We start from the raw sequence: 22,325 nt of genomic DNA, 5'->3' as shown, positions 1-22,325 counted from the left end.
CGCCTGTCGCCGTTGCGGTGACGTGCTGCCGCGCTCGACGGGTGATGAGGCGACGCCGCGCTAAGGGTTCTCCTCGCTGTGTTCTTCGAGCAGCTTCCGCGTAGCCTTGATGCGGGCGGAGACGTTCTGAAGCGTTGCGTCCGAACTGATACCTTGCGAATGCAGGAGCATCCACAGCGCTTCGGCAAGGATGACTTGATTTTCTAGAATGGCGCGTTGGATTTTATCCATCATCAGCCATGCTCCGTTGGTTGCCCTCCGCGATCGATCGCCTGTCCGCGCCCGGTTGGTTCGCTTTAAGTCAGTCGCTCTGACGATAGCGATTAGGCCGAAACGGAATGTCGTCGATGTACGGTCGCACAACCCGCTTGGTCTTGAGCATGTCGCGCCAGGCATAGGCATAAATCGCGATCAAGACAGAAACGAAGGACGTCCACAACAGGATGATCCACTTCATTTGCGTTCTCCTCTCGATGTAGGCGAGCAGATAGGATCCATGGGATCGGAACCCAGTTTGGAGGTGCTTGCGTTAGATCAACGCTTGGGCTGATTGTGGCGTGGCCCACGCGACGTGACGCGCGCGCCAACGCCGTGTTCTCGGCACCCATGCGCCGCCGCGTCGAGATGACGTTGGCGGGGAGCATCGAGAGAAGGCGGACCCTCCCCAGGTCGTTAGGGTCCTTCCGATAAGGGGTATTGGTGCCGGGACCGCGTGACCGCGCCCCTTCAGCATATTTGCGTTTTTCGTTTTTCGATGTTTGTTTGCCGCATCTGCTTTTCAAAGGCTCGCGAGATGCGGCGCACTGATCTGTTCGAAGCCACGATGCAGGGATGGGCGCGCCTCAACCCGCAGCAGCGCCAGCGGTTTTTCCAAGCGGGCCTGAAGGCGGCGCTGCGGCTTGAGCGGCAGGAATTCCGCGCTTGGCTCATGCGGCGGCTGATCGAACCCCCGCTCGCCGCGCCGGTCGATCCGGCCAGCTTCGCAATTTCGAAGACCGACATTGCGCTGCTCATGAAGTCGGCGCGCCCCAAAAAACCCTTCCGCAACGCAATCTGGATAACACCCGGGTTAGATACGATCGAGACGTGGGGTTCTGCGGTCCCCCCACAAACTCACCCGCCTCAGAGGACCCCAACGGCGAACCGGTCCAAATTTGGACTTGAGCGCGCACCCATCCACTCGCACCGACTGTCACGCGCGCTTCGCGGTCCGCTTGATGTTGACGCTCAACGTCCAGTCTCGCGCCGTGTCGATGCAGGAGCAGTTCGCGCACAGCAGGAGAACGCCCTTGCCCTCACCGCGAACAACAGCGAGATGCGACTTGGTCGATGACTGAGCCTGCTTGCGCAGTCCGTTGCGGCCACGTCGCACAGGTCTGATGTGACGGAAGCACAATGCCCGTTCATCTTCGAAGCCGCACTGCTCGCACCGGCCACCCTTCATCGCGATGGCCTTGGCCTACACCTTGCGGCGATACTCACGACGTTTGCTGATCTTCATCACGCGAGCCGTCATGTGCTGGCGTCCGTCTATCCCAGCCTCGCAGTGTGGTCAGGCTCGACCATGGGTCACCGGCCACAGACGCGGATAATCCGGTTCCCATGCAACTTCGGCCTGACTTCCGGCGCCGCGCTTGCCGCATTATGGCGATGATGACCACGGTCTCGATGTCGCTTGTACCTCAGGACAATGTCCCCCGAGACAATTGTCGTGGCTCGGTCATTGAGCCATGATCGGAGGTACCAGCGCGGTACTAAACTCTAGCCCCGACGGCCCCAGTCATTCTCCTCCGACTGGGGCCGTAGTGCTTTTTGACAAACTAGCGGCGCAAGCATGCTATATCGGATACGCCACCATCGTTCTCAGCGTGGCTGTGGTGGTCGTGGTCCTATTCACCCTTTGGTGAGCATCAGACAAGAGGAAGCCTGATCCTAAACGACGCGCCGCCGTGATCCCGATTTTTCGCCGATAACTGGCCATTGTGCGCTTCCACGATGGTGCGCGCGATGGACAACCCCATACCCATGCCTTCCGCCTTGCTGGTGTAGAACGGCTCGAAGATCTCTTTCAGTTTGTCTTCGGGAATGCCATGGCCGCGATCAGACACGGATAGATCGGCAAACTTTTCGACGCGCGAAGTCCGGATGTTGATGATGCGGTCTTCGATTGGCGTATCCTTCATCGCGTCGATCCCGTTCACGACAAGGTTCAAGATCACCTGTTGAATTTGAATGCGGTCGCCGAGAACCGGAAGCGCATCCGGCGTGATCGCGCTGACTAATTGGAATTTCCGGCCAACCGCCAGCGCTGAAAAAAAACTGATCGTCTCACGCACGACTTCGTTGAGGTCAAATTGCTTCTGCTCAAACGGTGCCTTTTTCAGAATGCTGCGCATTCTCCGGATGACTTCGGTGGCGCGGTTGTCGTCCCTTAGAATGTCATCAAGGATTTCGTTTACTTCGTCGATGTCCGGATTTGGAGACTTCAAGATCGCCTGCGCCGTCTCGGTATTGGTGAGAATAGAGCCGAGCGGCTGGTTGATTTCGTGGGCAATTGACGCGGTCAATTCGCCAGCCGTTGAGAAGCGGTTGACATGCGCCAGTTCCGTCATGCGCTGCCGCGACTGCACTTCGGCAAGTTGACGCCGACGATGTTCGCGCAGCAGACCGGCGATCAGCGCGGTTTGCGATAGAATAATCGTGGCTGTGAGTGCGACTTGCCACCAATACCGTTCCCAGACGGTTGGTTCTCGGAAATAGACGGTGCTGCCGGGCGGCAGATTGCTCTCGGCAATTCCCCACCGCTGCATTTGCCGCCAGTCGAACATAGGCGCGGCCAGTTGAACAAACGTCGGCTTGATGTCGGCAACATTTTCGCCGTCAAGGATGCGGAGCGCGACTTCCGCCGCCTGCTTGCTTTGTCTGGCGACGATCTGCATTGGCCCACCAACGATGCCCTCCCCAAAAAAGGCTTCGTCGTGAAAAAAGATGGGTGCGTTGGCTGTCCGGTAAAACCGGGCGAACGCACTGTTACCCTCATGCGCCACTCCCGCCGCATCGACATTCAACCCAATCCAGAAAATCGCACTGTGTGGCGGAAGGTTGGCCGCATCCTTGAGCATCTCTTCAAAGGAAAGTTCATTGTACCATCGAAATCGCACACGATCCGCGAACCGCGCAGTGGACTTGGCGACCTCGTTGCGCCACCAGGTTTCGCTCGGCGAAGCACCGACAACGATGGCGATGGTCGTTGTTTGAGGCAGGACGTGCAGGATATTTTCAAAGAAAACAGGATCGTCGTTCGTGATCGCCACGACAGTATCGTACTTGGTCAATTTATCGAAGTCCACGCGGCGTCGCTCTACCAGAGTGTACAGCATGGGCGTCGTTGGAAAGAGGTCTTTGCGGTGGGCCTGCACGAAATTGGCCGCAGGCGCGCCGATGGCGATGATCAGATCGGGCGACTGGTCAATATTAAGAGTGCGAAGATACTCGACGAATGGAGCGTCTGATTTGTCGCTGCTTCGCCGGGCATTCAATAGCGAGTGATCTTGAAACTCAATGGATGCCCGTCGGCTTAACTCGGCGCGAAGGGCTTCGGAATAATCAGTCCACGGCCTAAAGCGAAGACCGAATGAATGCAGCATCATTACCCGCTTGGGTTCTGGATCAGCCGCCTGACTTTGGCCCTGCATCGCCAGCAATAATGCGACGGCCAGCACAGCGATGAGGGTCCGCGCGCAAAAAGATCGCCAAGATAGAGCAGCAGTCCAGAAAAGCATTCCCGTCCTACTCCGAAGTCCGCAGTCCGAATACCGTAGCGGCTCGACCAAACGATTAATAGGCAAAACCGGCGCTGTGAGCCGTGCTGCGGCTGCTAGGGATCACAAGGCTCCTGTCCTTTGGACCGCGTGCGGGCCGCGCGGGCCAGGCAAGCCGCTACAGATTGCGTGGATGACGAGACGGGCACAACGGAGGCGGCGACGCGGCCAAGGTCTCACGGCAAGAAGCGGACATTCGGGCTGGCCTTCAGCAGGTCCCCCTTGGGCAAATGAGCGACATCCCAGTTTTACCCCCGAACATGAAAGAGGCCGCCAACTGAGGCGGCTGTCAGGCACAGCGTAATGGCCAAAAGCGACCGCGCGGCGTGCAAAGAGTTCCAAGCCGTCGGAATCGAAACTGATGGTCCATTTGGACGTTGGCACGCCGAGGAAAAAGTACGTCTGTGGCGGGAACCATGAAAATGGAGCAAACGCATGTCGCAGGGAAACTGTGTTTACGTCGTTGATGACGACGTCACGCTATTGCAAAGCTTGGGGCGACTGCTGCGGTCCCTCGGCTATACCAGTTTATTGTTTCCCTCGGCGGAAACTTTCACCAAGCACGACGATTTTGACAAAGCCGCCTGCATCCTGCTGGACATCAATATCGGCGAGGTTTCCGGCATCGAGGTCGCTCACCGTCTCAAGGCGGCAAACGTCTCGGTGCCTATCATCTTCATGACGGGAAACGACCAACCCGTCCTTCGCGAGGCAGCGCATCGATCCGGCTGCCTCGCGTTTCTCACCAAGCCATTCTCCGCTACGGCACTGGCGCAGTACCTACAGCGCGTTCGCCAGCGTCCGGCAGAGGACACATGATCGCGTGAGCCGTGGCCGGTGCGATGGTGAGTGCCAACATACGCCGGATGGCCGTTGATCGTCCGGGGGGTCCCTCCGTGCGTTACTTACTAGATTGAGGACGTTGGCCTATGATCTTTGGCCGCCTCATGCTTTCCCGTCTAAGCTCGCTTTCAAAATGATCAGCCCAACCTTACTCAGGCGCGTGCGGATGGTTGTGGATGCAGCCGTCGTGACGGCCGTCTGTGGCTCGTCCTCGATCAGTTCGTTCGCGAGGAGTTTCCAGAGCACGCGCGGCGAGACGCCATTGCGCTCGCTCTTCCAAGCGCTGCCGTTCGGCCCATAAGTGCGAAACACTTTCTGGTCATTGGTCGCGATCATCGCGCGACGAACCGCAGGCGTGAGCTTGAATCTCTTGTGCTCTGACTGCCCCATCAGGCAAGCAAGAAAGGAGATGCCAGTTAGTTTGTGTTGATTCAAATCAAACGACCGCTTGGGGTCAAGATCGGACGACCCGGCCTTGCGGCGGATGTCTGCTTTGCCCCGGTGAGCGACGTAATGGCATGACTGTCTAGGTGATGACACGCTGGCGCGGACTGTCGCGCCCCCGGCCGGATTTCCTCCACCAGTGCCGCCGGTCGTCAACCATCAGCATCTTTGCAATTCTCGATTTTTGAGTTTCATTTGCTGAATTCTCGTTTTTGAAAGGCCGCGAGATGCCGCGTGATCTGTTCGAGGCAACGATGCGGGGCTGGGCGCGGCTCAACCCATCCCAGCGCGAACGGTTTTTCCAAGCGGGCTTGCGGGCGGCGCTGCGCCTTGAGCGGCAGCAATTCCGCGAAATGGCTCATGCGGCGGCTGATCGAGCCCCGCTCGCCGCGCCGGTCGATCCGAACAGCTTCGCAATTTCGAAGTACGACATTGCGGTTCTCATGAGGTCAGCGCGCGAAACACCGGGCAAATCGTCTCCGAAACGCAACTCGGAAAACCAAAAATGCTAATGTCTTCAAATGCTGCCGTCGCGCGATCCCCCCACATACACACGCCCCTCAGAGGACCCCAGTGCTGAATTGCGCGAATGCGGGACCCAAACGCAACGGAGGCCAGCCGCTGGGGTACACAGCCTGTAACTCCGGTCTGGGCAAGGTTGCCGGCAGCATCGCCGGGTCATTGTCATCACGTCAGGCGACGGGACGGCAGTCAGCGAGGCATCGGGTTGGCACAAACTGCATAGTCGCGTTCGGACTGACAGATCAGCCATGCCCCAAATGAGCGTTAAACGATACTTACACACTTTGAATTGCCCGGTACCCTCTTTGCAACGAAAGGGGACCGGTGCAGGGGCTTGTGCATATTGTTGACGACGATCCGTCCTTTCTGACGGCGATGGAGCGTCATTTGAAGCACGCCGGTTATGAGGTCGCGGTCTATGCGTCAGCACAGGCGTTGCTGGACCGACTGCCGAGCGACAGTGTTCCGAGCTGCATCCTCCTCGACGTACGGATACCTGGCATCGACGGTCCAGCACTGCAAAAGCGATTAAACGAACTCGGTTCGACGCTGCCGATCATATTCGTCAGCGGTCATGTCGATATTCCGCTCACGGTGCGCCCTAAAGGAGGGCGCGGAGGATTTCCTGACAAAGCCGGTAACGTCCGACGGCCTTCTTACTGCAATTGAACGGGCGTTCGCACGCCACCGAGGCTTCCGCGAGCAACAGTCCAGGCCGGATGTTGTTCGCGCCCTCATCGCCAAACTAACGCCGAGGGAGCGGCAAGTATTTGAACTCATCGTTGCCGGTAAGACCAATAAGCAGATCGGCAGCATCTTGGGTACGACCGAACGCACCATCAAGGCCCACCGCCAGCAGGTCATGGAGAAAATGCAGGTTCGGACCTTGGCTGAACTTGTGGCGGTTGCTGAACGAGTCGGTGTCATTGGCGATAAGCCTAATAGCGGACCTATGGCCTAGGCCAATTCTCAACCATTTTTCAAGTTATTGGCCTATGGGACACTTGTGTCAGACTCCCGAATGCCTATTGGTTCTCGTCATCACTGGGTCGCCAGCGGCTACCATCGGTGACTGAGAGAGCCGGTGCGCTCCCGCTTGTCATCGGAGCGCAATCCAATGGGTAGAAGCGACCCTGTTTTGGTGGTCGATGACGATCCCGGAATGCTGCGAGCCCTCAATCGGCTGCTATGCCAGCATGGCTTCAAACCAATCCTCTTCTCGTCTGCCGAAGAGCTGGAGCAGCACGCCGACATCGCCAACGCACTCTGCATCATCTTGGACATCAACCTCAACGGGGGGGCGGGGATCGACCTCCGGCATCAACTCAAAGCCAACGGCGTTGCGGTCCCCGTCATTTTCATCACCGGCAATGAGATTCCTTCCGTTCGCGAGGCCGCACTGCGGTCCGGATGCGTCGCATTTCTAACTAAGCCGTTCTCAGCGCACGAGCTGATCGAGCCGCTCAAACAGGCTGCGGCAGGCCACTAACCCATTCACTGAGCGCGCCTGGGCTTGCTCCCGTTCCCTTGATCTAGGTCAACGAGACTGAACTTTCGTCCTGAATTGTACAAAGGTGCAGCGCTGCGGTCAGCGCCAGGCCTTAGGAACATCGATGAAGACGCCCGTAAGCGAGCTGCGCCGTTTGCGCGGAGAACGCATTGACTGGCTGCTCTCGGTGCTCACGGGAGTGCTGGCATTACTGATTTTTGTCTTCGCCCCGCTACAAGCAATGGGCATTACCGCCTTTCACCTGTTTGCGGATGGCCTGTTGCTAGCGATCATCGTCAGCATGGTGATCATCTCCAACAATCCGACTGCTCTCGTTCTGATGTCGCTCGCGCTCGTTTTCAACGTCGCCGTATTCTTCCTGCGCATTTACTACCCAGTACCGTACCACCTTCACATTTTGGCCGGCGCATGGCTGGTCATCGCCTGCACGTTAGGTGTTGTCGTGCTTCAGGCCGTATTCAGGCGAGGTCTCGTTACATATCACCGAATTATCGGAGCGATCCTTCTGTACCTTTTAATTGCGGTGGCCTTTGCAACGCTGTTCCTGTTTGTAGGGCTGGCGGCTCCCGACGCAATCAAGGGAATAGCTTTCGAGGACGATCATTCGGTCGCCGCATCGCTTTTTTACATGAGCTTTGTCACACTTACATCAACCGGGTATGGAGACATCGTTCCGGTACATCCCTTGGCACGAAGTCTCTGCAACATCGAGAGCGTGATCGGTCAGCTTTATCCGGCGACCCTTCTGGCGAGGCTCGTTACCCTCGAGCTCAGCAGCACCGGCTCGGCGCGTAAGCCCACCCCTACCGCCTGAGCCGCAGGAGCTGCACCGACACGTGTGCGCTGCACTCGCGTCCTGTGAGGTTCCCCGCGTCGCTAGGCAAACACTCGGTTGATCTATGTCAACGCCGGCGCTCCTTTGGCGGACACGCTGCGTGCAGCCGCACCGGAGATGGCGTCCGTGCATCTGTTGCGCAGGCACGAAAAAGGAAGACCCGCACCATGCATTCCAAGAAGCGTCTTTCGATCAAGTCAGCGACTGTTAGCGGGATTGCTGCTAGCGCCCTCCTGGGCCTTGCCGGTCTCACGCTCAATCCAGCGCCCGCCAGTGCAGTGGTCTACTGTCAATACACTGAGTACCCAGCTGGTTGTGTTGCCCGGGCGGGCGTCGTACTCAGGCCTCGCCCGGTGGCGCGCGCTGCGGTCCGTCACAACGCTGGTGGCAATATGAATGGTGGAGTCAATCGCGTGGGGGCGAGGCGGTAAAGGTCTTGCCTGTGGACGCTTGGTCACCCAGGCCGGCGCTCTTGTTCCCATAGTCCCGACTCTGCACCAAACGACACGCGTATCGGCAGCCAGATCAGTGTTTGAGGCTATCCGCCAAGCTGGTTGCCGGCCCATTTGCGGAAATCGCGTGACTCAGAACGCACCTCGCGCCCCTTTGGCTTAGGTGCGGACATCAAGTTGCAGCAGAATTGCGGTCGAACAATTCAGCGGTTGCGCAGCAGCGTCGCCTTGTTGGCGGGGCGCGTCGCTGCATCAATGCGTTACCACGATAAAATCCGTATCTTTTCCCGTCTCGTGGCTAATTCCGTAGTCGGAAACAATCAACGAAGAGGCCGGCGTCAGGAGTTCAGAGATCTTCTCAACCGTATCCTGTGGCATTTCGATGCGGTTGAGCGCAGCGTTGGCTTTGTCGGGTAACGGTCCCGACACGGGTTGCTTCGCGGGCGCTTCTCGCCCTTTTGTGGCAGCCTCGGATCTACGGGGCAATTCCTCTGGAATCGACACGACGCTCCAGCGCATAGCCGTTCCCTCCTTCTGGAATTCCATTGCGGTAAACACGTGCGTTCCCAGCGGCTCCTCCGGATTTTCGATCTTGACCGGGACATCAAACAAGGGCGTGAAGCCCTGACGCACGAACAGCTTGCTCAACTTACGACTGACGAAGATGGAGATCGGGACAATCTTTTTAGGCGCGCTTGCGGCGGGAGCCGAGCCCGGCACCTGGAGATTGGCGGCTTCTGGAGTCTCGGCGTTTGACACCAGTGTTCCCTGCGTTGCCGCGGCTGCACCGATGCTCTTGGTTGCGACGGTGGCACTCTGGAGTTCGGACGAACCGGACGCGGCTTTCGGTTGAAATAGATGCGGATTGGTTATCTCGACCGGCTGGACATCACCATGCGCAATGATCACGCGCGTGCCGCGCTTCGTGAGGTGCCAGAGTCGAACGGCGAAATCGTTGTTCAAACGGATGCAGCCGTGTGACGCTGGATGCCCAGGCACGACACCGGCGTGCAACGCTATCCCTGACCAGGTGATGCGTTGCATGTAGGGCATGGGGGCGGCGCTATAAATATTTGAACGGTGCCATCGTTGTTTGCTGATGACGCTGAACACACCGAGGGGCGTCGGATGCCCCTCCATTCCCGTGGACACCGAAGAGCGTGCAATCAGCACCCCGTTGTCAAAAAGCGAGACCCGTTGGTCTGCTATCGAGATGATGATCTGGAGCGGGCCCTTCGGAAGGGGCTCCGGCCGAGCGCTCTTTGGCGTTTCAGAGTTTCTCTGCCGGTGGTGGTGCTTGTGCTTGTACGGAGCGTATTGGCTTCGCCAGAACGTGTGTTGGGGTCCAAACAGAAATTGAGCGTGTGCGATCCCCGGAGGGAGCATGGAAATGGCGAATACAGCAGTTGCTATCGTGCGCCGCATTGCTGGTAATTTCTTAACGAGCATCGCCCGGTCCCAATAGGCGCAATTCCTCTTTTCGAGACGATGCGCGAAGCCGACGCCTGATGCGTCATCCTGACAGCGCATCAAGCCTCTCCTCCAAATCTGGTCGCAGTGGGTCGAAAATGGGACCGTACTCACGATTACAGTGCGAGTTGCCGTTGAGGCGGGCACAATGGCTTGCGGTCGACGCGTTGCAATCGGGCAACATGCTTTGGAAATATCGACGAGCGGCCGTTTCCGCCATTGCGCAACGCACATTGATCCCAAGAATGAGGCTCTTCGCATGCTTGGCTTTTCTACACGGTTCCGGCGGAGCCTATGGAGGCGACAGCATCATGAACCCGCGGCGATTTACGATAGTGGCGCCGACCTTTTGCGGAACGGTCGTTCTCGCGGGGTGGATCACTGGCTGGCTGGCTGGCTTCGGTTCGGCCGGCACCGAGAACACCCGCGCAGTGCCAATCGAGGACCGCGCAGCATCTTTCGCCGCCAACGCCAGGCTCGCGGATGAACCGCAGGCAATCGCAATGGACAACGCCGTTGTCGCTAACACCGTTGTCGCGAACGCCGCTGTCGCGAACGCCGAAGTGGCGACGGCCGATGAATCCGCGGCAGGGATGACCACCGACACGACGGCGGCATCAGATAAGCCGGACTCGATCGTCGTGGCCGCGTTGCCCGATCCGTCGCAGATGCCGTCGGCCGATTTACCGCCTGTGCAGGAATCGGTGGACCTGGGTCACCGTTATGTCGCCCAACCGGCGCCGACAATGTGCGATGCACCCGGCGGTGCCTCCAGCAAGGGGCCGCAGGATTTCCGGTATCTCATTTGTTATGTCTGGTCCGAACTGCCGCCTGCCGAGAAGCCGGCGGCGATCGTCTTGCGTTCGTTCAAGGACGTCCCGGTCGGAACGCCGGTGGAAGAGATCAAGCGCGCGTCCGACGCTTTCGGTCTGGATTTCACTTTCATGAAGGCGGTGGCCAAGGTCGAGTCCGGTTTCGACCCCAAGCAACGCACCGGGTCGTATATCGGGCTGTTCCAGCTGAGCAAATACGAGTTCAGAAAGTTCGGCTCCGGAGACATTCTTAATCCCCGCGATAATGCCGTTGCGGCAGCCTACAAGGTCATCACCGAAGGCATTCTGTTCGAGTGGGTGACGCACAGGAAGTCGGACTTGAACGATCTTTACTTGATCCATCAGCAGGGCTGGGAAGGCGCCGCGGAGCACCTCAGTCAACCCAATCGCATCGCCTGGAAATCGATGTGCGCCACCAGCGAAGGTAGGGAGAAGGGCGAAAAATGGTGCAGGCGCGCGATCTGGGGCAATACGCTTCCAGCCGTCAAAGAGGCGTGGAAATCGGTAGAGAAGCTGACGTCGGAGGCGTTCGTCGGAATGTGGCGCGAGCGGGTTGCTCATTTCCAATCGAAATACATGGGCACCGCGACCGCCGCCGCCGAACGAGCGCACCAGTAAATTTCCGTTGAGTGGTTGGCAGGAGTTGCCGCACCCGCGGGCCGAGCGGGGCCTCACCGCCGCGGCGGCATGTGGTGCCGCTCATCGCTCAATGGTCGCGCTGACGCACTTTACGTCGTCAACGACGCTCGGATCGTTCCTACTGAGCGCGAACGAGGTGATCGATCCGGTGCCGATGTCTGCTTGTGGCTCCTTTTCAGACCTGCCGACTGCTTCTGAGGATGTCTGCTGTTAGCGGGGATGGGCGGAAGAAACTTTGTTGATGTATCCGACCCGCAACGCGTCGGCAGTCGGCATCCCGAACGCCGCACAGATCCGAGGCTTGCCCGGTGCGAAATCGCGGGCGTTCGAGAAATGATCGAAGCTGCTTCGTCTAAATGGTCCGGCCAAGGGAGCGGGCAACCCAAAGGGGAGGAAATATGCCGGAAAGCATGCTTGTTTTCGCCAAAGCCCCTACGAAGAATGCTCCTAAGTAACACGCTGGTGCAGGCTCGCTTGCGCCGTCCTCGCTCTGATAAGGCTGGGGTGAGATGATGCTAATGGGATCTATTTCGCGCCGTCGGGTGCGTTCGGGTTTCGACCTGCGCCAACGGCGCTCTCCACTTCGGCCGCGAGCACTTGAAGATGGTCAGCCAAGCGAGCGAAAAGCTCGCGCTTCTTGGGGTCCGTAGCAAGGTCCCGGATCAAAGCGCATTCCGCCGCATCCACTCGCAGCTTCTCTAATTGCGTTGTCATGTCCTTCATGGACCGGTCCTCGAATAGCCGGCCTACCAGTTGCAGTGGCGCGAGGAACATTGTAGCCAATTTCGTGAGAAGGCTATTGGTACTTGGGGCGCTATCGAACAGGATGCACTGCAAAAATCCAGGACGCGCCTTTAGAGGGGCAGTTGTGCCTGATCTTCGGACCAATCGATGATCTCGAAGAACATGCCTCGTCGCAGCATTTCGGTTTCTAGATTTGCCGCGTGCGCCTTCCAATCTGATGTTTCACGAACCTTGAAGCGAGGCTGTTCACCGGCAGCCTTCTGAGCGTCGTCCGACGCGAGAGCCCCCCGAATGCTCTCGTACATCATCGTGAGACTGTCGTTCGTGAAAGCTCGATAGTCCGTAAGCGCTGTTTCGGTCCCACCTTCCATTGAAGGCGTCGAGCGAGGAATGATCGATCTCTGATTGGAGATCGGCTTGTGTCTAAGCTTGAACATATGCTTGAGCCCAGGACCTCGGTTCGTCTGGTCGAGGTCATCACGGAGAGCGGCCGACGCCGGCAGTTCTCGGCCGACGACAAGGCGCGGTTCGTCGAGGAGACGCTGGCCCCGGGAGCCGTGGTATCGGAGGTCGCGCGGCGGCACGGATTGTCGCCGCAACAGCTGTTTACGTGGCGCCGGCAAATGCGACAGCCGGTTGCGATCCCTGTGGCTCCCGAGCCGCAGACGTTCGTGCCCGCTGTCGTTACCCCATCGTCCACGCCGCCGGAGCGCTCACCGCGGCAGCGCCGACGCCTCCGGAAGGCGCTCGAGGGCGCCGAGAACAGCAGCATCATCGAGCTCGAGATCAACGGCGTCGCGGTCCGGGTCGGCCGCGGCGCGGATGCCGCGACGATTGCGGCCGTGATCCATGCGCTGAAGACCTGCACGTGATCGGTCCGACGGGCGCGGTGCGGGTGATGGTGGCGACCAGGCCGGTCGACTTCCGCAAGGGTGCCGAAGGGCTCGCGGCCCTGGTGCGTGAGAGCATCCAGGCCGATCCGTTCTCCGGCGCCGTGTATGTGTTCCGCGCCAAGCGCGCCGACCGGGTAAAGCTGATCTATTGGGACGGCACGGGTGTGTGCCTGTTCGCCAAGCGGCTTGAGACCGGTTCGTTCTGCTGGCCCAACGTGCAGGACGGCGTCATTCGCCTGACCGCGGCGCAGCTGTCAGCCTTGCTCGAAGGACTAGACTGGAAGCGCGTCCACGCCGCGCGCGAGCTTGCGCCCGCCCCGGGGCCGAGCGCGCTGCCGCCGATCTTGGGGGCCTAGGGCTCTGTGAGAGATCTAAAAAGCGCGTTGTTAGACAATCACAGGCGGAGTGTTTGGCTATTGCACTTTGTGTCAATAGGAAGAGTTAATGCCTGATTTCACGGACGAAGACGCAGCCGAGTTTTGCTGGGTCCAATGAGCGCGTTACTCCTGTCAAACCGCTGGAACCGCTTATGGTTCGTCTAAGGCAGGTGAGGAGACGGCCCGTTCGGGCGATAGCCCATACGCTCGGCAATGGCGACAAGTTCCGCCAATGACTGGACCTGCATTTTTTCCATCACCTGATGGCGATGTGCCTTAATCGTACGCTCGGTACAGCCTATAGCGTACGCGATTTGCTTGTTGATCTTGCCCTGAACCACAAGCTCGAACACTTGCCGCTCACGCGGCGTTAGTGCCGTGACACGAGCGCGAGCCGCATCCAGCTCCTCCTTTTTGGCGCGCGTGACTTCGTAACGAGCGAACGCGCACTCAATTGCGCGAAGTAGGTCGTCGGAAGATGCGGGCTTGATCAGAAAATCTTCTGCGCCCGCCTTGATGGCCTGTACGGTGGTCTGGATGTCGGGAAAGCCCGTAAAGAATATAATCGGCAACGTCGAACCAAGTTCGTATAATTGCGCCTGGAGCTCAGGACCGCTCACTCCCGGTAGTCGCACATCGAGGAGAATGCAGCCGGGTCTACAGTCGTCCGGTAGTCGATCCAACAACTGCTCAGCCGACGCATAGGTCGCCACTTCGTACCCGGCGAGTTTGAGGCGACGTTCGACTGCTATTCGGAAGGCACTGTCGTCATCCACAACATGCACAAACCCCAACACGTGACTCCCCAAGACTTACGTCAGCCGTGACCTAGAAGAGCGCAGTGACGAGCAGCAGCTCTCGCCCAAGCTCCGCCGCGATGAACCAGCGACCGATCTCATTCCGAGCAGGATATCCCACTACATGGGGAGGTAGGTCTGACGGTTTCTAACAGGAGAGCTGCGATTCTAGCACCGTGATTGTACGGGTCATGTCGGGCGGCGCATGAAGGCACGCTTTGCCCGCATGAAGGGAGAGGAAAAATTCTCGAATGCGCTATGTTTTAGAACGCTGCTTTCGATGGGCGAATTTGGAAACGAGTGCAGCTAGACTTGTGCCACGATCTAGAGAGTAACCTCGTGACCGCCAACGATGGGGGTACAAGGCGCTCGGTTCCGCATCGAGCGTACGTGCTGAGCCTAGGCTCGTGACAGACGCGCAGCTCGCCTTCGCGAAAGCCGCCAACGAAATGATCGGATACGTCCGATGGCGGAAAGCGCGCGCCTCTTTGCCAAAGTTGGCTTGCATGAACTCCAACGTCTGAGTTCGCATGTCGGGCCAGTGTAGACACTAAGCGAGCTCATCTTCGCGCGGGTTGCCGGTCCGATGCGGAGAAGTTTGCCGACGGGCAGCGACCGCCGGTCCACCACCGCTTGAACGACTTAAGTCAAGCGGCTGTCCGGTCCTCTGAAAGGATCGTGGTGCACTTCATTTGAGAACGAGACGATCAATAGTTCGAGCTTCGATTGCTCTTCACTCAAGCGCCTTTCGACAAACTGGCGCTCGACCTCTGTCACGCTAGTCTGCAATAAGTGGCGATAGCGTTGAATATTGTTGCGGTGTGCACGCGCCAACTGGTCGTCAATCATCATCGCCTTCCTTGACGCTACTGTCTCATTTCCTTTTTGCTTCATGGGTGAGGTGCCCCGAGGCAACATTCCTAGTCGTCGCTGGAGCAGAATATTTTTCCTCCCAACGCCGAAATTCCCCTTGGCCGGGGCTTTAAATCCTGGCCCTCCAATTCTTGCGCACTTAGATGACAGAAACAAGAAACGTTCGAAGGAACGTTCCCCGAACTTTTTTGCGATCTGTGAACCATTTCACAATCGCATCTGGTGCCGGCTCAATGTCGGCTGTCGTCGGTCAACCGGTGTCGAGCCGCACTTGTCTTGACCGCTGCTTCTGACCCTAGATATTTTAAGATGCAGCAAGCGCTTGGGATGGTTAACCCGCAAAAAAGCCCCGGCGAACCGGGGCTTTGGCCTGCGCGACTGGTGTGATCAGTATCTCGCCGCGATCGGGGCACCGTATCCACCGAAGCGATAGTTCAGCCGAAGCGTGACCATATCCACATCTTGGCTGACGCCGCTCCCGGTCAGGGTGAACCCTCCGGGAGTAACCACGCCTGCGAAGCCGGAATTATCACGCCCCATCCAGAGGTGGTCGTATTCGATACCGAGCGACCAGTTGGGCGTGAAGCCGTATTCCCAGCCGACGCCCAGGGCGCCGCCCCAGCGCGTGTGGCCTGCCGAGGCCAAGCCGACACCGGTGATGTTGTTGAAGATATCGAAGCGATTGCGCGTCACGGCGGCGCCGCCCTTCACGTAGAATAGGGAGGCGTTCCACGCCCAACCGAGTTGCGCCGTCAACAACCCGATGCCGTCGATCTTGCCTGTGGTCGAGATCAATGGATCGATTAGACTGACGCGCGTGTTCTTGATGTTGGCCCAATCTCCCTGCGCTTCGAGGCCGAGCACAAACTGGTTGGTTTGCCAGCGGTACCCGATCTGTCCGCCCGCGAGGCCCCCGGAGCGATCGGCGCAACCACCTGCGACTGTTCCTGCGGGCGTCACGAAATCCACACAACCGTGGCTTTGCCCCCAACCGCCGTTAGCACCGATGTAGAAACCGGTCCAATCATAGATCGGCGCGACCACCGGGGGCGGGGCCTTGACGTAAGGTTTAGCAGCCAGATCAGCCGCTGACGCGGGTGCCGCCATGCTCACTGCCAGCAAGCCCACACCACTCAACAAGATCTTCTTCATTCTTTTCGCTCCATCCACGTTTCACCCGAACGAGCCGGCTGCGGGGTTCCGTCTTGGATTTGCGCACAGCGCGGGTCCGTTTCGGAGACGCCCCCTCGCGCTGGCGTGGGTAAAGGCTCGTGCCGTTGCCAGCGTCCATCGTCGGCGAGCGCATGCCTCAAGGTTGATTTAGATCAATAATCACACTCCGGAATATGGACCAGTTGCAAAAGGGCGGGAGACCGGGAGTTTGAGATATGGGTGAACGTTCGGAATCGATGGTCAGCCGTCGAGGCGCTCTTGCTCTTTGTGGATACGCAGCCGTGTTCGGGCTCGTGGCCTCGCCTGCAATTCTGGTGGTGTCAGATGCTGGCGCTCAGACCTCAACCGCACCGACCACGCCCGCAGCGCCTTCCACTGAGACACCGCAGTCGGGTACGGAGCGGCGTCAGGAACGACGCACGGGGCGCACCGAACGGCGTCAGGATCGACGGACAGGGCGAACAGAACGGCGTCAGGCGCGACGGACGGGGCGCACGGAGCGGCGCGAAGAGCGGCATGACGGTGCTGCCGAAGAGAAAAAGTAGCCGCGCGTCCACCAGCACGTCCCAAGAAACCAATTAGGAGCAAGAACATGAAAAATTCAACGGTGCTCGGCGCGGCCCTCGGTGCAGCGATGTTGTGCTTGGCGCCCGTGTCGTTTCACTGGTCACCAGAAGGGACTGTCGTTATCTCCGTCGACAAAGCTGACGCTCGTGTCGGTCGTCCGCTCACACCTGGCAGCGTTGCGGGGGTTAATAGGCGAGTGCATAGACGCGCGTATCGGCGCGGGTACTATGGAGCTGCTGTAGGTGCGGCTGCCGTCGGAGCAGCGGCCACGGGAGCGTACTATCACCGCCGGCAATGCGGTTACTATCCATACCCCCCGTGCTATTGAGAGCGACGTCGCCTCCAGCGTTGACCTACGTCAACATCACCTAGTCTCCTTACCGCTCACAAACGCTTGGCCGCCCGGTGCATCTCCATCGGTTCGCGGCGAAAGGGAGGATCACCATGCATCGGACAAAGAGTCTCTCGATCAAGTCGGCGACAGTTGCCGGGATTGCCGCCAGCTTCCTGTTGGGGTTGGCGGGTCTCACGCTCAATCCAACGCCAGCCAAGGCGGTCGTGTATTGCCAGTACGTTGAATATCCGGTCGGGTGCGTTGCGAGGGCTGGCGTCGTGCTCAGGCCTCGTCCCGTGGCGCGCGCTGCGGTCCGTCATAACGTCGGCGGCAACGCAAATGGCGGCGTCAATCGCGTGGGAGTGCGGCGGTAAGGCACTGTTGGTCAGTGCCGCATTGTCGAAAAATGCAACCGCCTCAATTGCGGCAAGGGACTCAGCTATTGATTCGCTCGGTAATCCAGCGTTCGTCGGCTTGTCCAGCAGTCCCTTAGAACTCACACCTGGATCGGCCAACGATAGGGGTGCAAGGGTGCTTGGTCCCCCATCCGGGCGCCCTTGTGCTGAGGCCTAAGCCCCGCGCCAGACGCGCAACACGCCCTCGCGAAAGCCGCCGACGAAATGATCAGACGTATCCGCTGGCAGAATTTGGCTGAGATCATCGAACGAGCCGCTCACCATAGTAGTAAGCTCATGCGCCGAAGCATGCTCCGCCCAGCGGCGTCCCAATTCCAATCCGCGTTGCCGCTCAGCCTCTGCGTCCATCGTCTTAGCTACCCCACGTGTTAACCGGCCCCGGCGAAGTTGCTGACCGCGCCGGGGCCTTCTACGTTCTCGCCAATCTAAGAAAGCTTGGGGGCTGGAAAGATGGGCAAGGCCTGCCCCAGACAAGCAGAACCTGGGTGTTTGGCTAGTGCCCTTTGTGCCAATGCGACCGCAGGTATTGAGGTAGTTGGGGGCAAGAAGCTAAATGGAAAAATGTCAGTCACGATGCGGAGGGCCGGCATCCGTCAGTTCTATTGGCTGCCTCCAAGCGCACGCCCCAGTCGTTCCAGTTCAAGCGTGACGCAGAATAGCGCGAACAACGATACGACGAGTTGCAGTCCCCGGCGGAACATGAGCCAAAGATCGGCGCCCTGATTGATCTCCGGCAAATGTCTGAAGAACACGACACCGAATAGCGAGCCGCCGAAAATAAAGGCGAGACGCCCCAGAAACAGAAACAGGTGACTCAGGATCGGATTCGAGCGCGGAGGTGGGAGCGGAACGCGTCGCAGGCGATACCAATAGGCGACCTGCATCGCAATGATAATGACGGGCCTAGCAAGGTTATCGGACCGTTCGAACGGCAACTGCTCACCGGGATGGATTATCAAGTGCCTAAATTCGGGCAGGCCGTCCAAGATTATGAAGAGTGCTCCTGTCAGTTGAACCACGAGAAGAACCAAATAAACGGCTCTGGATTTTAGGTTCGTCATCTCGAACACCCGTCAACTCCGCTACGGCCGGCCGCACTTAGCCTGCTTCGAGGGCACTCAGCTTCGTCCTGAACTGGACCTAATCTGGTGGATCGAGGTTTGCCAGCCGCTCTCGGTCGAGAAGTACGATTTCCCGGTGACTACCAGCGGTGAAATCAAGTACGCCCGCTCCATGCAGCCTGGATAGAACACGACACACCGTTTCGAGTGCTAAGCCGAGGTAGTCAGCTATATCGCGACGGTACATGGGGAGTGCCATTGAGTTAGTGGCGGTCAGGCGCTTGTCCATCTCCAGCAAGAACGCGGCAACTCTCTCCGATGACGATTTACGGCCAAGCAGCAGCATATGATTTTCCGCGTGCTCGAGGTTGCTGGTAGTCATACGGAGTAGGTTGCGCGAGACAGCTGGATCGGTTTCGGCGACCATTTCTAGAGTTTGCCGTCTGATCAGGCGAAGCGTCGTCTCGACCACCGCCTGGGTCGTAAATCGATGCGTCCCACTGTTCTCCAGCCCGAAAATATCTCCGGCCAAATGGAATGCGCCAATCTGGCGTCGACCGTCAGAGAGCAGTTTGTAACTGCGCGCCGCTCCCCTGATTACTTGATAGACGTATTCGGCAGGTTCCTTCTCACTGAAAATTGCTTTCCCCTTTTTGTAGATCAATACACTCGAACTGACGCCCGGATTTGATTCGCTCGTGATGCCAAGGTCAGTGAGCGAATTAGGGCAGAGGGACCGCCCCGTAGTATTACGCACAAACATGCGGGCTACTCTTTTATTGATTTTTAGCCAATCGAATACGTCTCGGTGCGCGGAACGATAAGCTCCACCCCAAGGTGGAGTGAAGCATAGTATTTGGCGACTGACGCGATGGTACTGTACCAAGGGACAGTGGAGCATTGTCACTGTTGCCGTCAGCGCGGTTGTGCTCGCTGGCGTCGTGTATCGGTCTGGTGACGGGCCGCCGCATCGTGGGGCACGGCAAAGCCCCATAGCTGCATCGCGGCTTCTCCTGATTGTGTCGGCTTCCTTGCAATGGTGATGATCGTCTCATCGCCATCGGTCACACGACAGTGACACTGATGCGCACAAGGGGACAACGTGCCTACAGCTGAACAATGCCGCGCTTATGCCGCCGAGTACAAACTACGTGCCGCTGATCCGAGGAATTCACCCCGCCGAGCGACCGTGCTGACGAACATCTCACGGAGCTGGGCAGCGCTTGGGAGCCAGCTTGAGAACCTTGCAGAGATCGCGAAGTCGGAAGGCAAGTGAGATCGCCTCCCGTCAAAGTGGGCTGGCCCGTGCGTCCTCATCCGCACTTGGCGGCTATCGCTTCGTGACCCGCTTGTTGAGTGCTTTGCGCATCGCCGTTTCGTCCGCGATGAATTTCGAGACCTGATGCTGCTCGGCCTGGGTCAGCCACCGGGTCAGCTTGTCGGCGATCATGGCCCTCTCGCTGAAGCTTGCGTCCCGAGCCGGGTGGGCCACCGTCCATGCGATTAATGCCAGCTGGCGTTTGGTCGGACGCTGGCGTGATCGCGAGCTTATATTTGTTGACCGTTCTGCGGTCATTGGTCTCCCGAGGGCGTAGACCCTTCTAGTCGCGCAGCTTTTTGCCGAATTCCTCTTACTGTTTCGGTCAAGCTGGCACGAACTGCAGCCCCCTTGGGGCGCGGCCCGTTACGATTACCCATGTGGCGGGAAGTGCTCCTTCGGATCGCAGTCATTGCTGTCGGCATGCTGCCGGTGGCGCTGCTCTCTTTCGCGCTTTTTAGAATGTGATTAACGACGTTCATTGATCTGGCTCAATGGCGCAGCTGCCTATCGAGCGGCCTCCTCATGCGAGGAAGGCGCGTCATGAAATCGCCGTCGGTACTGGATTTACCAATCACTGGTCTGGGCATCAGCCGCGTTTGGTCTCGCGTTGATCGCATCGTTGACGTTGTGAAGCCGAATTGCAACCTCCGGAATAAAGCGTAAGATTCAAGTGATTTGCGAACTCGTGGAGGGCATCGTGGCAGCGCCAGACCTCGTTTTCAAAGTCGCCATTATTGGGCTGAGCGTTCTTTCAGCATCTTTCGCGTATACGCTGGTGCTGGGTCTGTAACGGCGTCCCAGAGGCCGGCCTCGCAGAGGGCAATCTTTGTCCTTCAGAACGGTAACTTTGCGGGTTGCCAGGCCTCGATGTCACGTCCATCGCCGGTCAATGCAGCGCCAAGATAGTCGGCGGCGTTGAACTGGAGGACCCAGCCGTCAGCGCTGGCGTCGACATGCTGGCAGCAGCCATAGTCGCGGTGTAGTTCAGGACGTCGCGGGCGCCGGAGGCGCGCATCTCACCGAAGGTGATCTTTTGAAGGCAGGTTCGTCACGGTTCCCGCTCGCGCTTTTCTTCGACGTCATGAGCGCCATTGGTCGAGGAGCGATAAGGTAGTCGGGAGCTCTTATGCCGATCTGCGCGTTCGTGCGACCCGGCGTTGGATGCCGCGGCGACGCTTGTGCTCTTCTAGACGACGTTGCGGGGGCGGGGGCGGCGAGGCAAACTCGCTGGCCGGCAGATTCTCGATCAGCTCGCCGAGCGTAAGATCTTTAGATACGGTCGTAGGTGGCTGCTCAACCGCCGAGAGCAAGTCCCGGCCCGCGTCCGTGATACGCCACTCGCCTGGCTCGCGCGCGATCAGCTTTTGGCCGAAGATATCGAGGTCTGGTGCCCGCGCAGCCAGAAGCTTCATGCGACCGGTCCACTCGGGTCCGCTGGTGTAGAAAAGAGCCAGGTGTTGCTTGACGACGTCAAGACTGGCCCGGCCATCGGGCTGGCCGGCGAGGATTTTGAGTATCGACATCTGAAAGCTCACGTCCGCCACCAGTACGCGACTACCAAACTATCGGACTAACGTAGCGTGTGCATCGGTCGTGTCTAGCGCCATCTTCTTTATGAACGGAGCGACCGAAACTCGGCGGGGTAAAGTAAAAGCGGGGCCTGATTGCTAGCCATTCTTAGATTTTCCGCAGAGGACTTGCCTCGGTTTTCCTTCTCTTTGTAGCTGACATTGGTCCCTTCGTTGAGGGTATTTCGCTCCGCAGTGAGGGCGTCCGCCAACAATCTGTCGAGCACCCGCCGGTCCTCGGCGTCGGCCTGGTGTGAGCCGCCGGTGATGCCGGCGCGCCTGGCCCGGCGCTGTGCGCCGACAGCCTCGATGAGGCGATCGCCTGGCTCAGAGGACACTGGCGAGGGCCTCGCGCAGCCGAGAAAAAACCCCGGCCTTGGGTTTGGGGCAGGCCGGGGCTTGGAGGTTGTTAAGGCCAGGCCTCGGGCTGAGGCTCGAACGCGCATCGACCATCGATGACCTTGCGGCGCCTTTCAATTGCCCTTATGGACAGGCTTTCCCGCGCCATGCAAATCGCGATCTTGATCCTCAATGAGGCAGATGCTCGGCGTTATCGGCGTCTGCACCGCCTGAGTGGTCCTACCGGCTTTTTCCTAAGCGGGACCGCCGCGTTGTCGAGAGATAAAGAAAAGCCCCGGACGACGCCGGGGCTTAAGTTCGCTGGAGGAAATCAGTAACGCGCTGCGATCGGGGCGCCATAACCGCCGAAGCGGTAATTGAAGCGCAGCGTGATCATGTCCACGTCCTGCGTGATCCGGTCGTTCACAAAGGCGGCAAGTCGCGGATCAGCGACCGTGAACGAATTATTCCGGTGCCCCATGAACAAATGGTC

23 protein-coding genes and 1 pseudogene are annotated in these 22,325 nt (G+C 58.8%); 11 read left to right on the top strand and 13 right to left on the bottom strand.

All coding sequences use genetic code 11. The features are described from left to right. Positions 1-60 precede the first annotated feature (60 nt). Positions 61-234, bottom strand: coding sequence for a hypothetical protein (locus tag CT676_RS44600; protein WP_167768324.1), 174 nt, complete (start codon positions 232-234; stop codon positions 61-63). Positions 235-301: 67 nt separating this feature from the next. After that, a complete protein-coding gene (locus tag CT676_RS44595; RefSeq protein WP_167768323.1) occupies positions 302-457 on the bottom strand; it encodes a hypothetical protein in 156 nt (51 codons plus the stop codon). Between the two features lie 255 nt (positions 458-712). On the opposite strand from CT676_RS44595, the gene CT676_RS40825 reads away from it, so the two are divergent. Beyond that, the gene (locus CT676_RS40825; protein WP_135217044.1) at positions 713-1,333 is read left to right on the top strand and encodes a hypothetical protein; all 621 of its coding nucleotides are present in this window, start codon (positions 713-715) and stop codon (positions 1,331-1,333) included. A 577-nt stretch (positions 1,334-1,910) separates the two neighbouring features. Here the strand turns inward: CT676_RS40825 and CT676_RS40820 are convergent. Then, positions 1,911-3,782, bottom strand: coding sequence for a sensor histidine kinase (locus tag CT676_RS40820; protein WP_135217043.1), 1,872 nt, complete (start codon positions 3,780-3,782; stop codon positions 1,911-1,913). A gap of 474 nt (positions 3,783-4,256) precedes the next feature. Between CT676_RS40820 and CT676_RS40815 the strand changes: the two genes are divergently transcribed. Then, complete coding sequence (locus CT676_RS40815) at positions 4,257-4,640, top strand: response regulator (protein ID WP_063981918.1); 384 nt, start codon at positions 4,257-4,259, stop codon at positions 4,638-4,640. 126 nt (positions 4,641-4,766) lie between these two features. Here the strand turns inward: CT676_RS40815 and CT676_RS40810 are convergent, their stop codons facing one another. Beyond that, positions 4,767-5,264 (bottom strand): hypothetical protein, encoded by a 498-nt coding sequence (locus CT676_RS40810; RefSeq protein ID WP_135217042.1) that lies wholly within the window; start codon positions 5,262-5,264, stop codon positions 4,767-4,769. A gap of 71 nt (positions 5,265-5,335) precedes the next feature. On the opposite strand from CT676_RS40810, the gene CT676_RS40805 reads away from it, so the two are divergent. From CT676_RS40805 to CT676_RS45740, 5 genes and pseudogenes are all read left to right on the top strand, one after another. Continuing rightward, positions 5,336-5,620, top strand: a complete 285-nt coding sequence (locus CT676_RS40805) for a hypothetical protein (protein ID WP_135217041.1) — start codon at positions 5,336-5,338, stop codon at positions 5,618-5,620. A 334-nt stretch (positions 5,621-5,954) separates the two neighbouring features. Then, a pseudogene (locus tag CT676_RS40800) lies at positions 5,955-6,591 on the top strand (response regulator). A gap of 156 nt (positions 6,592-6,747) precedes the next feature. After that, on the top strand, positions 6,748-7,119 hold the full coding sequence (locus CT676_RS40795) for a response regulator (RefSeq protein WP_135217040.1): 372 nt from the start codon (positions 6,748-6,750) through the stop codon (positions 7,117-7,119). Positions 7,120-7,243: 124 nt separating this feature from the next. Further along, entirely contained in the window at positions 7,244-7,954 is a 711-nt protein-coding gene (locus CT676_RS40790) for a potassium channel family protein (protein ID WP_135217039.1), read from the top strand. Positions 7,955-8,142: 188 nt separating this feature from the next. After that, a complete protein-coding gene (locus CT676_RS45740) occupies positions 8,143-8,406 on the top strand; it encodes a hypothetical protein (RefSeq protein WP_084795033.1) in 264 nt (87 codons plus the stop codon). A 273-nt stretch (positions 8,407-8,679) separates the two neighbouring features. On the opposite strand, the gene CT676_RS40775 is transcribed toward CT676_RS45740, so the two are convergent. Next, entirely contained in the window at positions 8,680-9,957 is a 1,278-nt protein-coding gene (locus tag CT676_RS40775; RefSeq protein WP_244623479.1) for a L,D-transpeptidase, read from the bottom strand. A gap of 251 nt (positions 9,958-10,208) precedes the next feature. On the opposite strand from CT676_RS40775, the gene CT676_RS40770 reads away from it, so the two are divergent. Further along, positions 10,209-11,348: a transglycosylase SLT domain-containing protein gene (locus tag CT676_RS40770; protein WP_244623478.1), complete on the top strand. Its 1,140-nt coding sequence runs from the start codon at positions 10,209-10,211 to the stop codon at positions 11,346-11,348. Between the two features lie 546 nt (positions 11,349-11,894). Here the strand turns inward: CT676_RS40770 and CT676_RS40765 are convergent. Continuing rightward, the gene (locus CT676_RS40765; RefSeq protein WP_063986200.1) at positions 11,895-12,092 is read right to left on the bottom strand and encodes a hypothetical protein; all 198 of its coding nucleotides are present in this window, start codon (positions 12,090-12,092) and stop codon (positions 11,895-11,897) included. A gap of 131 nt (positions 12,093-12,223) precedes the next feature. Next, entirely contained in the window at positions 12,224-12,421 is a 198-nt protein-coding gene (locus CT676_RS40760) for a hypothetical protein (RefSeq protein WP_244623477.1), read from the bottom strand. Positions 12,422-12,532: 111 nt separating this feature from the next. Here CT676_RS40760 and CT676_RS40755 point away from each other — a divergent pair, with 111 nt between their 5' ends. Both CT676_RS40755 and tnpB read left to right on the top strand, forming a co-directional pair. Further along, positions 12,533-12,985: a transposase gene (locus tag CT676_RS40755; protein ID WP_144030647.1), complete on the top strand. Its 453-nt coding sequence runs from the start codon at positions 12,533-12,535 to the stop codon at positions 12,983-12,985. Then, positions 12,982-13,362 carry an IS66 family insertion sequence element accessory protein TnpB gene (gene tnpB / locus CT676_RS40750; RefSeq protein ID WP_135217036.1) on the top strand — a complete coding sequence of 127 codons (381 nt, stop codon included), beginning with the start codon at positions 12,982-12,984 and terminating at the stop codon, positions 13,360-13,362. The genes CT676_RS40755 and tnpB overlap by 4 nt, the downstream gene beginning before the upstream one ends. A 182-nt stretch (positions 13,363-13,544) precedes the next feature. Here the strand turns inward: tnpB and CT676_RS40745 are convergent, their stop codons facing one another. The 3 genes from CT676_RS40745 to CT676_RS40735 all read right to left on the bottom strand — a co-directional run bounded on the left by CT676_RS40745 (position 13,545) and on the right by CT676_RS40735 (position 16,205). Beyond that, entirely contained in the window at positions 13,545-14,180 is a 636-nt protein-coding gene (locus tag CT676_RS40745; protein ID WP_135217035.1) for a response regulator, read from the bottom strand. A 642-nt stretch (positions 14,181-14,822) separates the two neighbouring features. Further along, the gene (locus CT676_RS40740; protein ID WP_167768322.1) at positions 14,823-15,029 is read right to left on the bottom strand and encodes a hypothetical protein; all 207 of its coding nucleotides are present in this window, start codon (positions 15,027-15,029) and stop codon (positions 14,823-14,825) included. 411 nt (positions 15,030-15,440) lie between these two features. Then, complete coding sequence (locus tag CT676_RS40735; protein ID WP_063981924.1) at positions 15,441-16,205, bottom strand: outer membrane beta-barrel protein; 765 nt, start codon at positions 16,203-16,205, stop codon at positions 15,441-15,443. A gap of 1,032 nt (positions 16,206-17,237) precedes the next feature. Between CT676_RS40735 and CT676_RS40725 the strand changes: the two genes are divergently transcribed. After that, entirely contained in the window at positions 17,238-17,501 is a 264-nt protein-coding gene (locus CT676_RS40725) for a hypothetical protein (protein ID WP_084795037.1), read from the top strand. Between the two features lie 641 nt (positions 17,502-18,142). Here CT676_RS40725 and CT676_RS40720 read toward each other — a convergent pair. From CT676_RS40720 to CT676_RS40710, 3 genes are all read right to left on the bottom strand, one after another. After that, complete coding sequence (locus CT676_RS40720; RefSeq protein ID WP_063981926.1) at positions 18,143-18,604, bottom strand: hypothetical protein; 462 nt, start codon at positions 18,602-18,604, stop codon at positions 18,143-18,145. Between the two features lie 79 nt (positions 18,605-18,683). Then, on the bottom strand, positions 18,684-19,367 hold the full coding sequence (locus tag CT676_RS40715; protein WP_063981927.1) for a helix-turn-helix domain-containing protein: 684 nt from the start codon (positions 19,365-19,367) through the stop codon (positions 18,684-18,686). 1,682 nt (positions 19,368-21,049) lie between these two features. After that, entirely contained in the window at positions 21,050-21,448 is a 399-nt protein-coding gene (locus tag CT676_RS40710; RefSeq protein WP_244623476.1) for a hypothetical protein, read from the bottom strand. Positions 21,449-22,325 lie beyond the last annotated feature (877 nt).

Source organism: Bradyrhizobium sp. MOS001 (assembly GCF_004634465.1).
In the GTDB taxonomy this organism is placed as follows: Bacteria; Pseudomonadota; Alphaproteobacteria; order Rhizobiales; family Xanthobacteraceae; genus Bradyrhizobium; species Bradyrhizobium barranii.
The sequence above is the reverse complement of the archived record's forward strand: the minus strand, read 5'-3'. Positions and strand labels throughout refer to the sequence as shown.

Bases quoted from the DNA above. Each gene is read 5' to 3' on its own strand.
- CT676_RS44600 (WP_167768324.1), bottom strand. From the start codon at position 234: ATGATGGATAAAATCCAACGCGCCATTCTAGAAAATCAAGTCATCCTT.
- CT676_RS44595 (WP_167768323.1), bottom strand. From the start codon at position 457: ATGAAGTGGATCATCCTGTTGTGGACGTCCTTCGTTTCTGTCTTGATC.
- CT676_RS40820 (WP_135217043.1), bottom strand. From the start codon at position 3,782: ATGCTTTTCTGGACTGCTGCTCTATCTTGGCGATCTTTTTGCGCGCGG.
- CT676_RS40815 (WP_063981918.1), top strand. From the start codon at position 4,257: ATGTCGCAGGGAAACTGTGTTTACGTCGTTGATGACGACGTCACGCTA.
- CT676_RS40805 (WP_135217041.1), top strand. From the start codon at position 5,336: ATGCCGCGTGATCTGTTCGAGGCAACGATGCGGGGCTGGGCGCGGCTC.
- CT676_RS40795 (WP_135217040.1), top strand. From the start codon at position 6,748: ATGGGTAGAAGCGACCCTGTTTTGGTGGTCGATGACGATCCCGGAATG.
- CT676_RS40790 (WP_135217039.1), top strand. From the start codon at position 7,244: ATGAAGACGCCCGTAAGCGAGCTGCGCCGTTTGCGCGGAGAACGCATT.
- CT676_RS45740 (WP_084795033.1), top strand. From the start codon at position 8,143: ATGCATTCCAAGAAGCGTCTTTCGATCAAGTCAGCGACTGTTAGCGGG.
- CT676_RS40775 (WP_244623479.1), bottom strand. From the start codon at position 9,957: ATGCGCTGTCAGGATGACGCATCAGGCGTCGGCTTCGCGCATCGTCTC.
- CT676_RS40770 (WP_244623478.1), top strand. From the start codon at position 10,209: ATGAACCCGCGGCGATTTACGATAGTGGCGCCGACCTTTTGCGGAACG.
- CT676_RS40765 (WP_063986200.1), bottom strand. From the start codon at position 12,092: ATGAAGGACATGACAACGCAATTAGAGAAGCTGCGAGTGGATGCGGCG.
- CT676_RS40760 (WP_244623477.1), bottom strand. From the start codon at position 12,421: ATGATGTACGAGAGCATTCGGGGGGCTCTCGCGTCGGACGACGCTCAG.
- CT676_RS40740 (WP_167768322.1), bottom strand. From the start codon at position 15,029: ATGATTGACGACCAGTTGGCGCGTGCACACCGCAACAATATTCAACGC.
- CT676_RS40735 (WP_063981924.1), bottom strand. From the start codon at position 16,205: ATGAAGAAGATCTTGTTGAGTGGTGTGGGCTTGCTGGCAGTGAGCATG.
- CT676_RS40725 (WP_084795037.1), top strand. From the start codon at position 17,238: ATGCATCGGACAAAGAGTCTCTCGATCAAGTCGGCGACAGTTGCCGGG.
- CT676_RS40720 (WP_063981926.1), bottom strand. From the start codon at position 18,604: ATGACGAACCTAAAATCCAGAGCCGTTTATTTGGTTCTTCTCGTGGTT.
- CT676_RS40715 (WP_063981927.1), bottom strand. From the start codon at position 19,367: ATGTTTGTGCGTAATACTACGGGGCGGTCCCTCTGCCCTAATTCGCTC.
- CT676_RS40710 (WP_244623476.1), bottom strand. From the start codon at position 21,448: ATGTCGATACTCAAAATCCTCGCCGGCCAGCCCGATGGCCGGGCCAGT.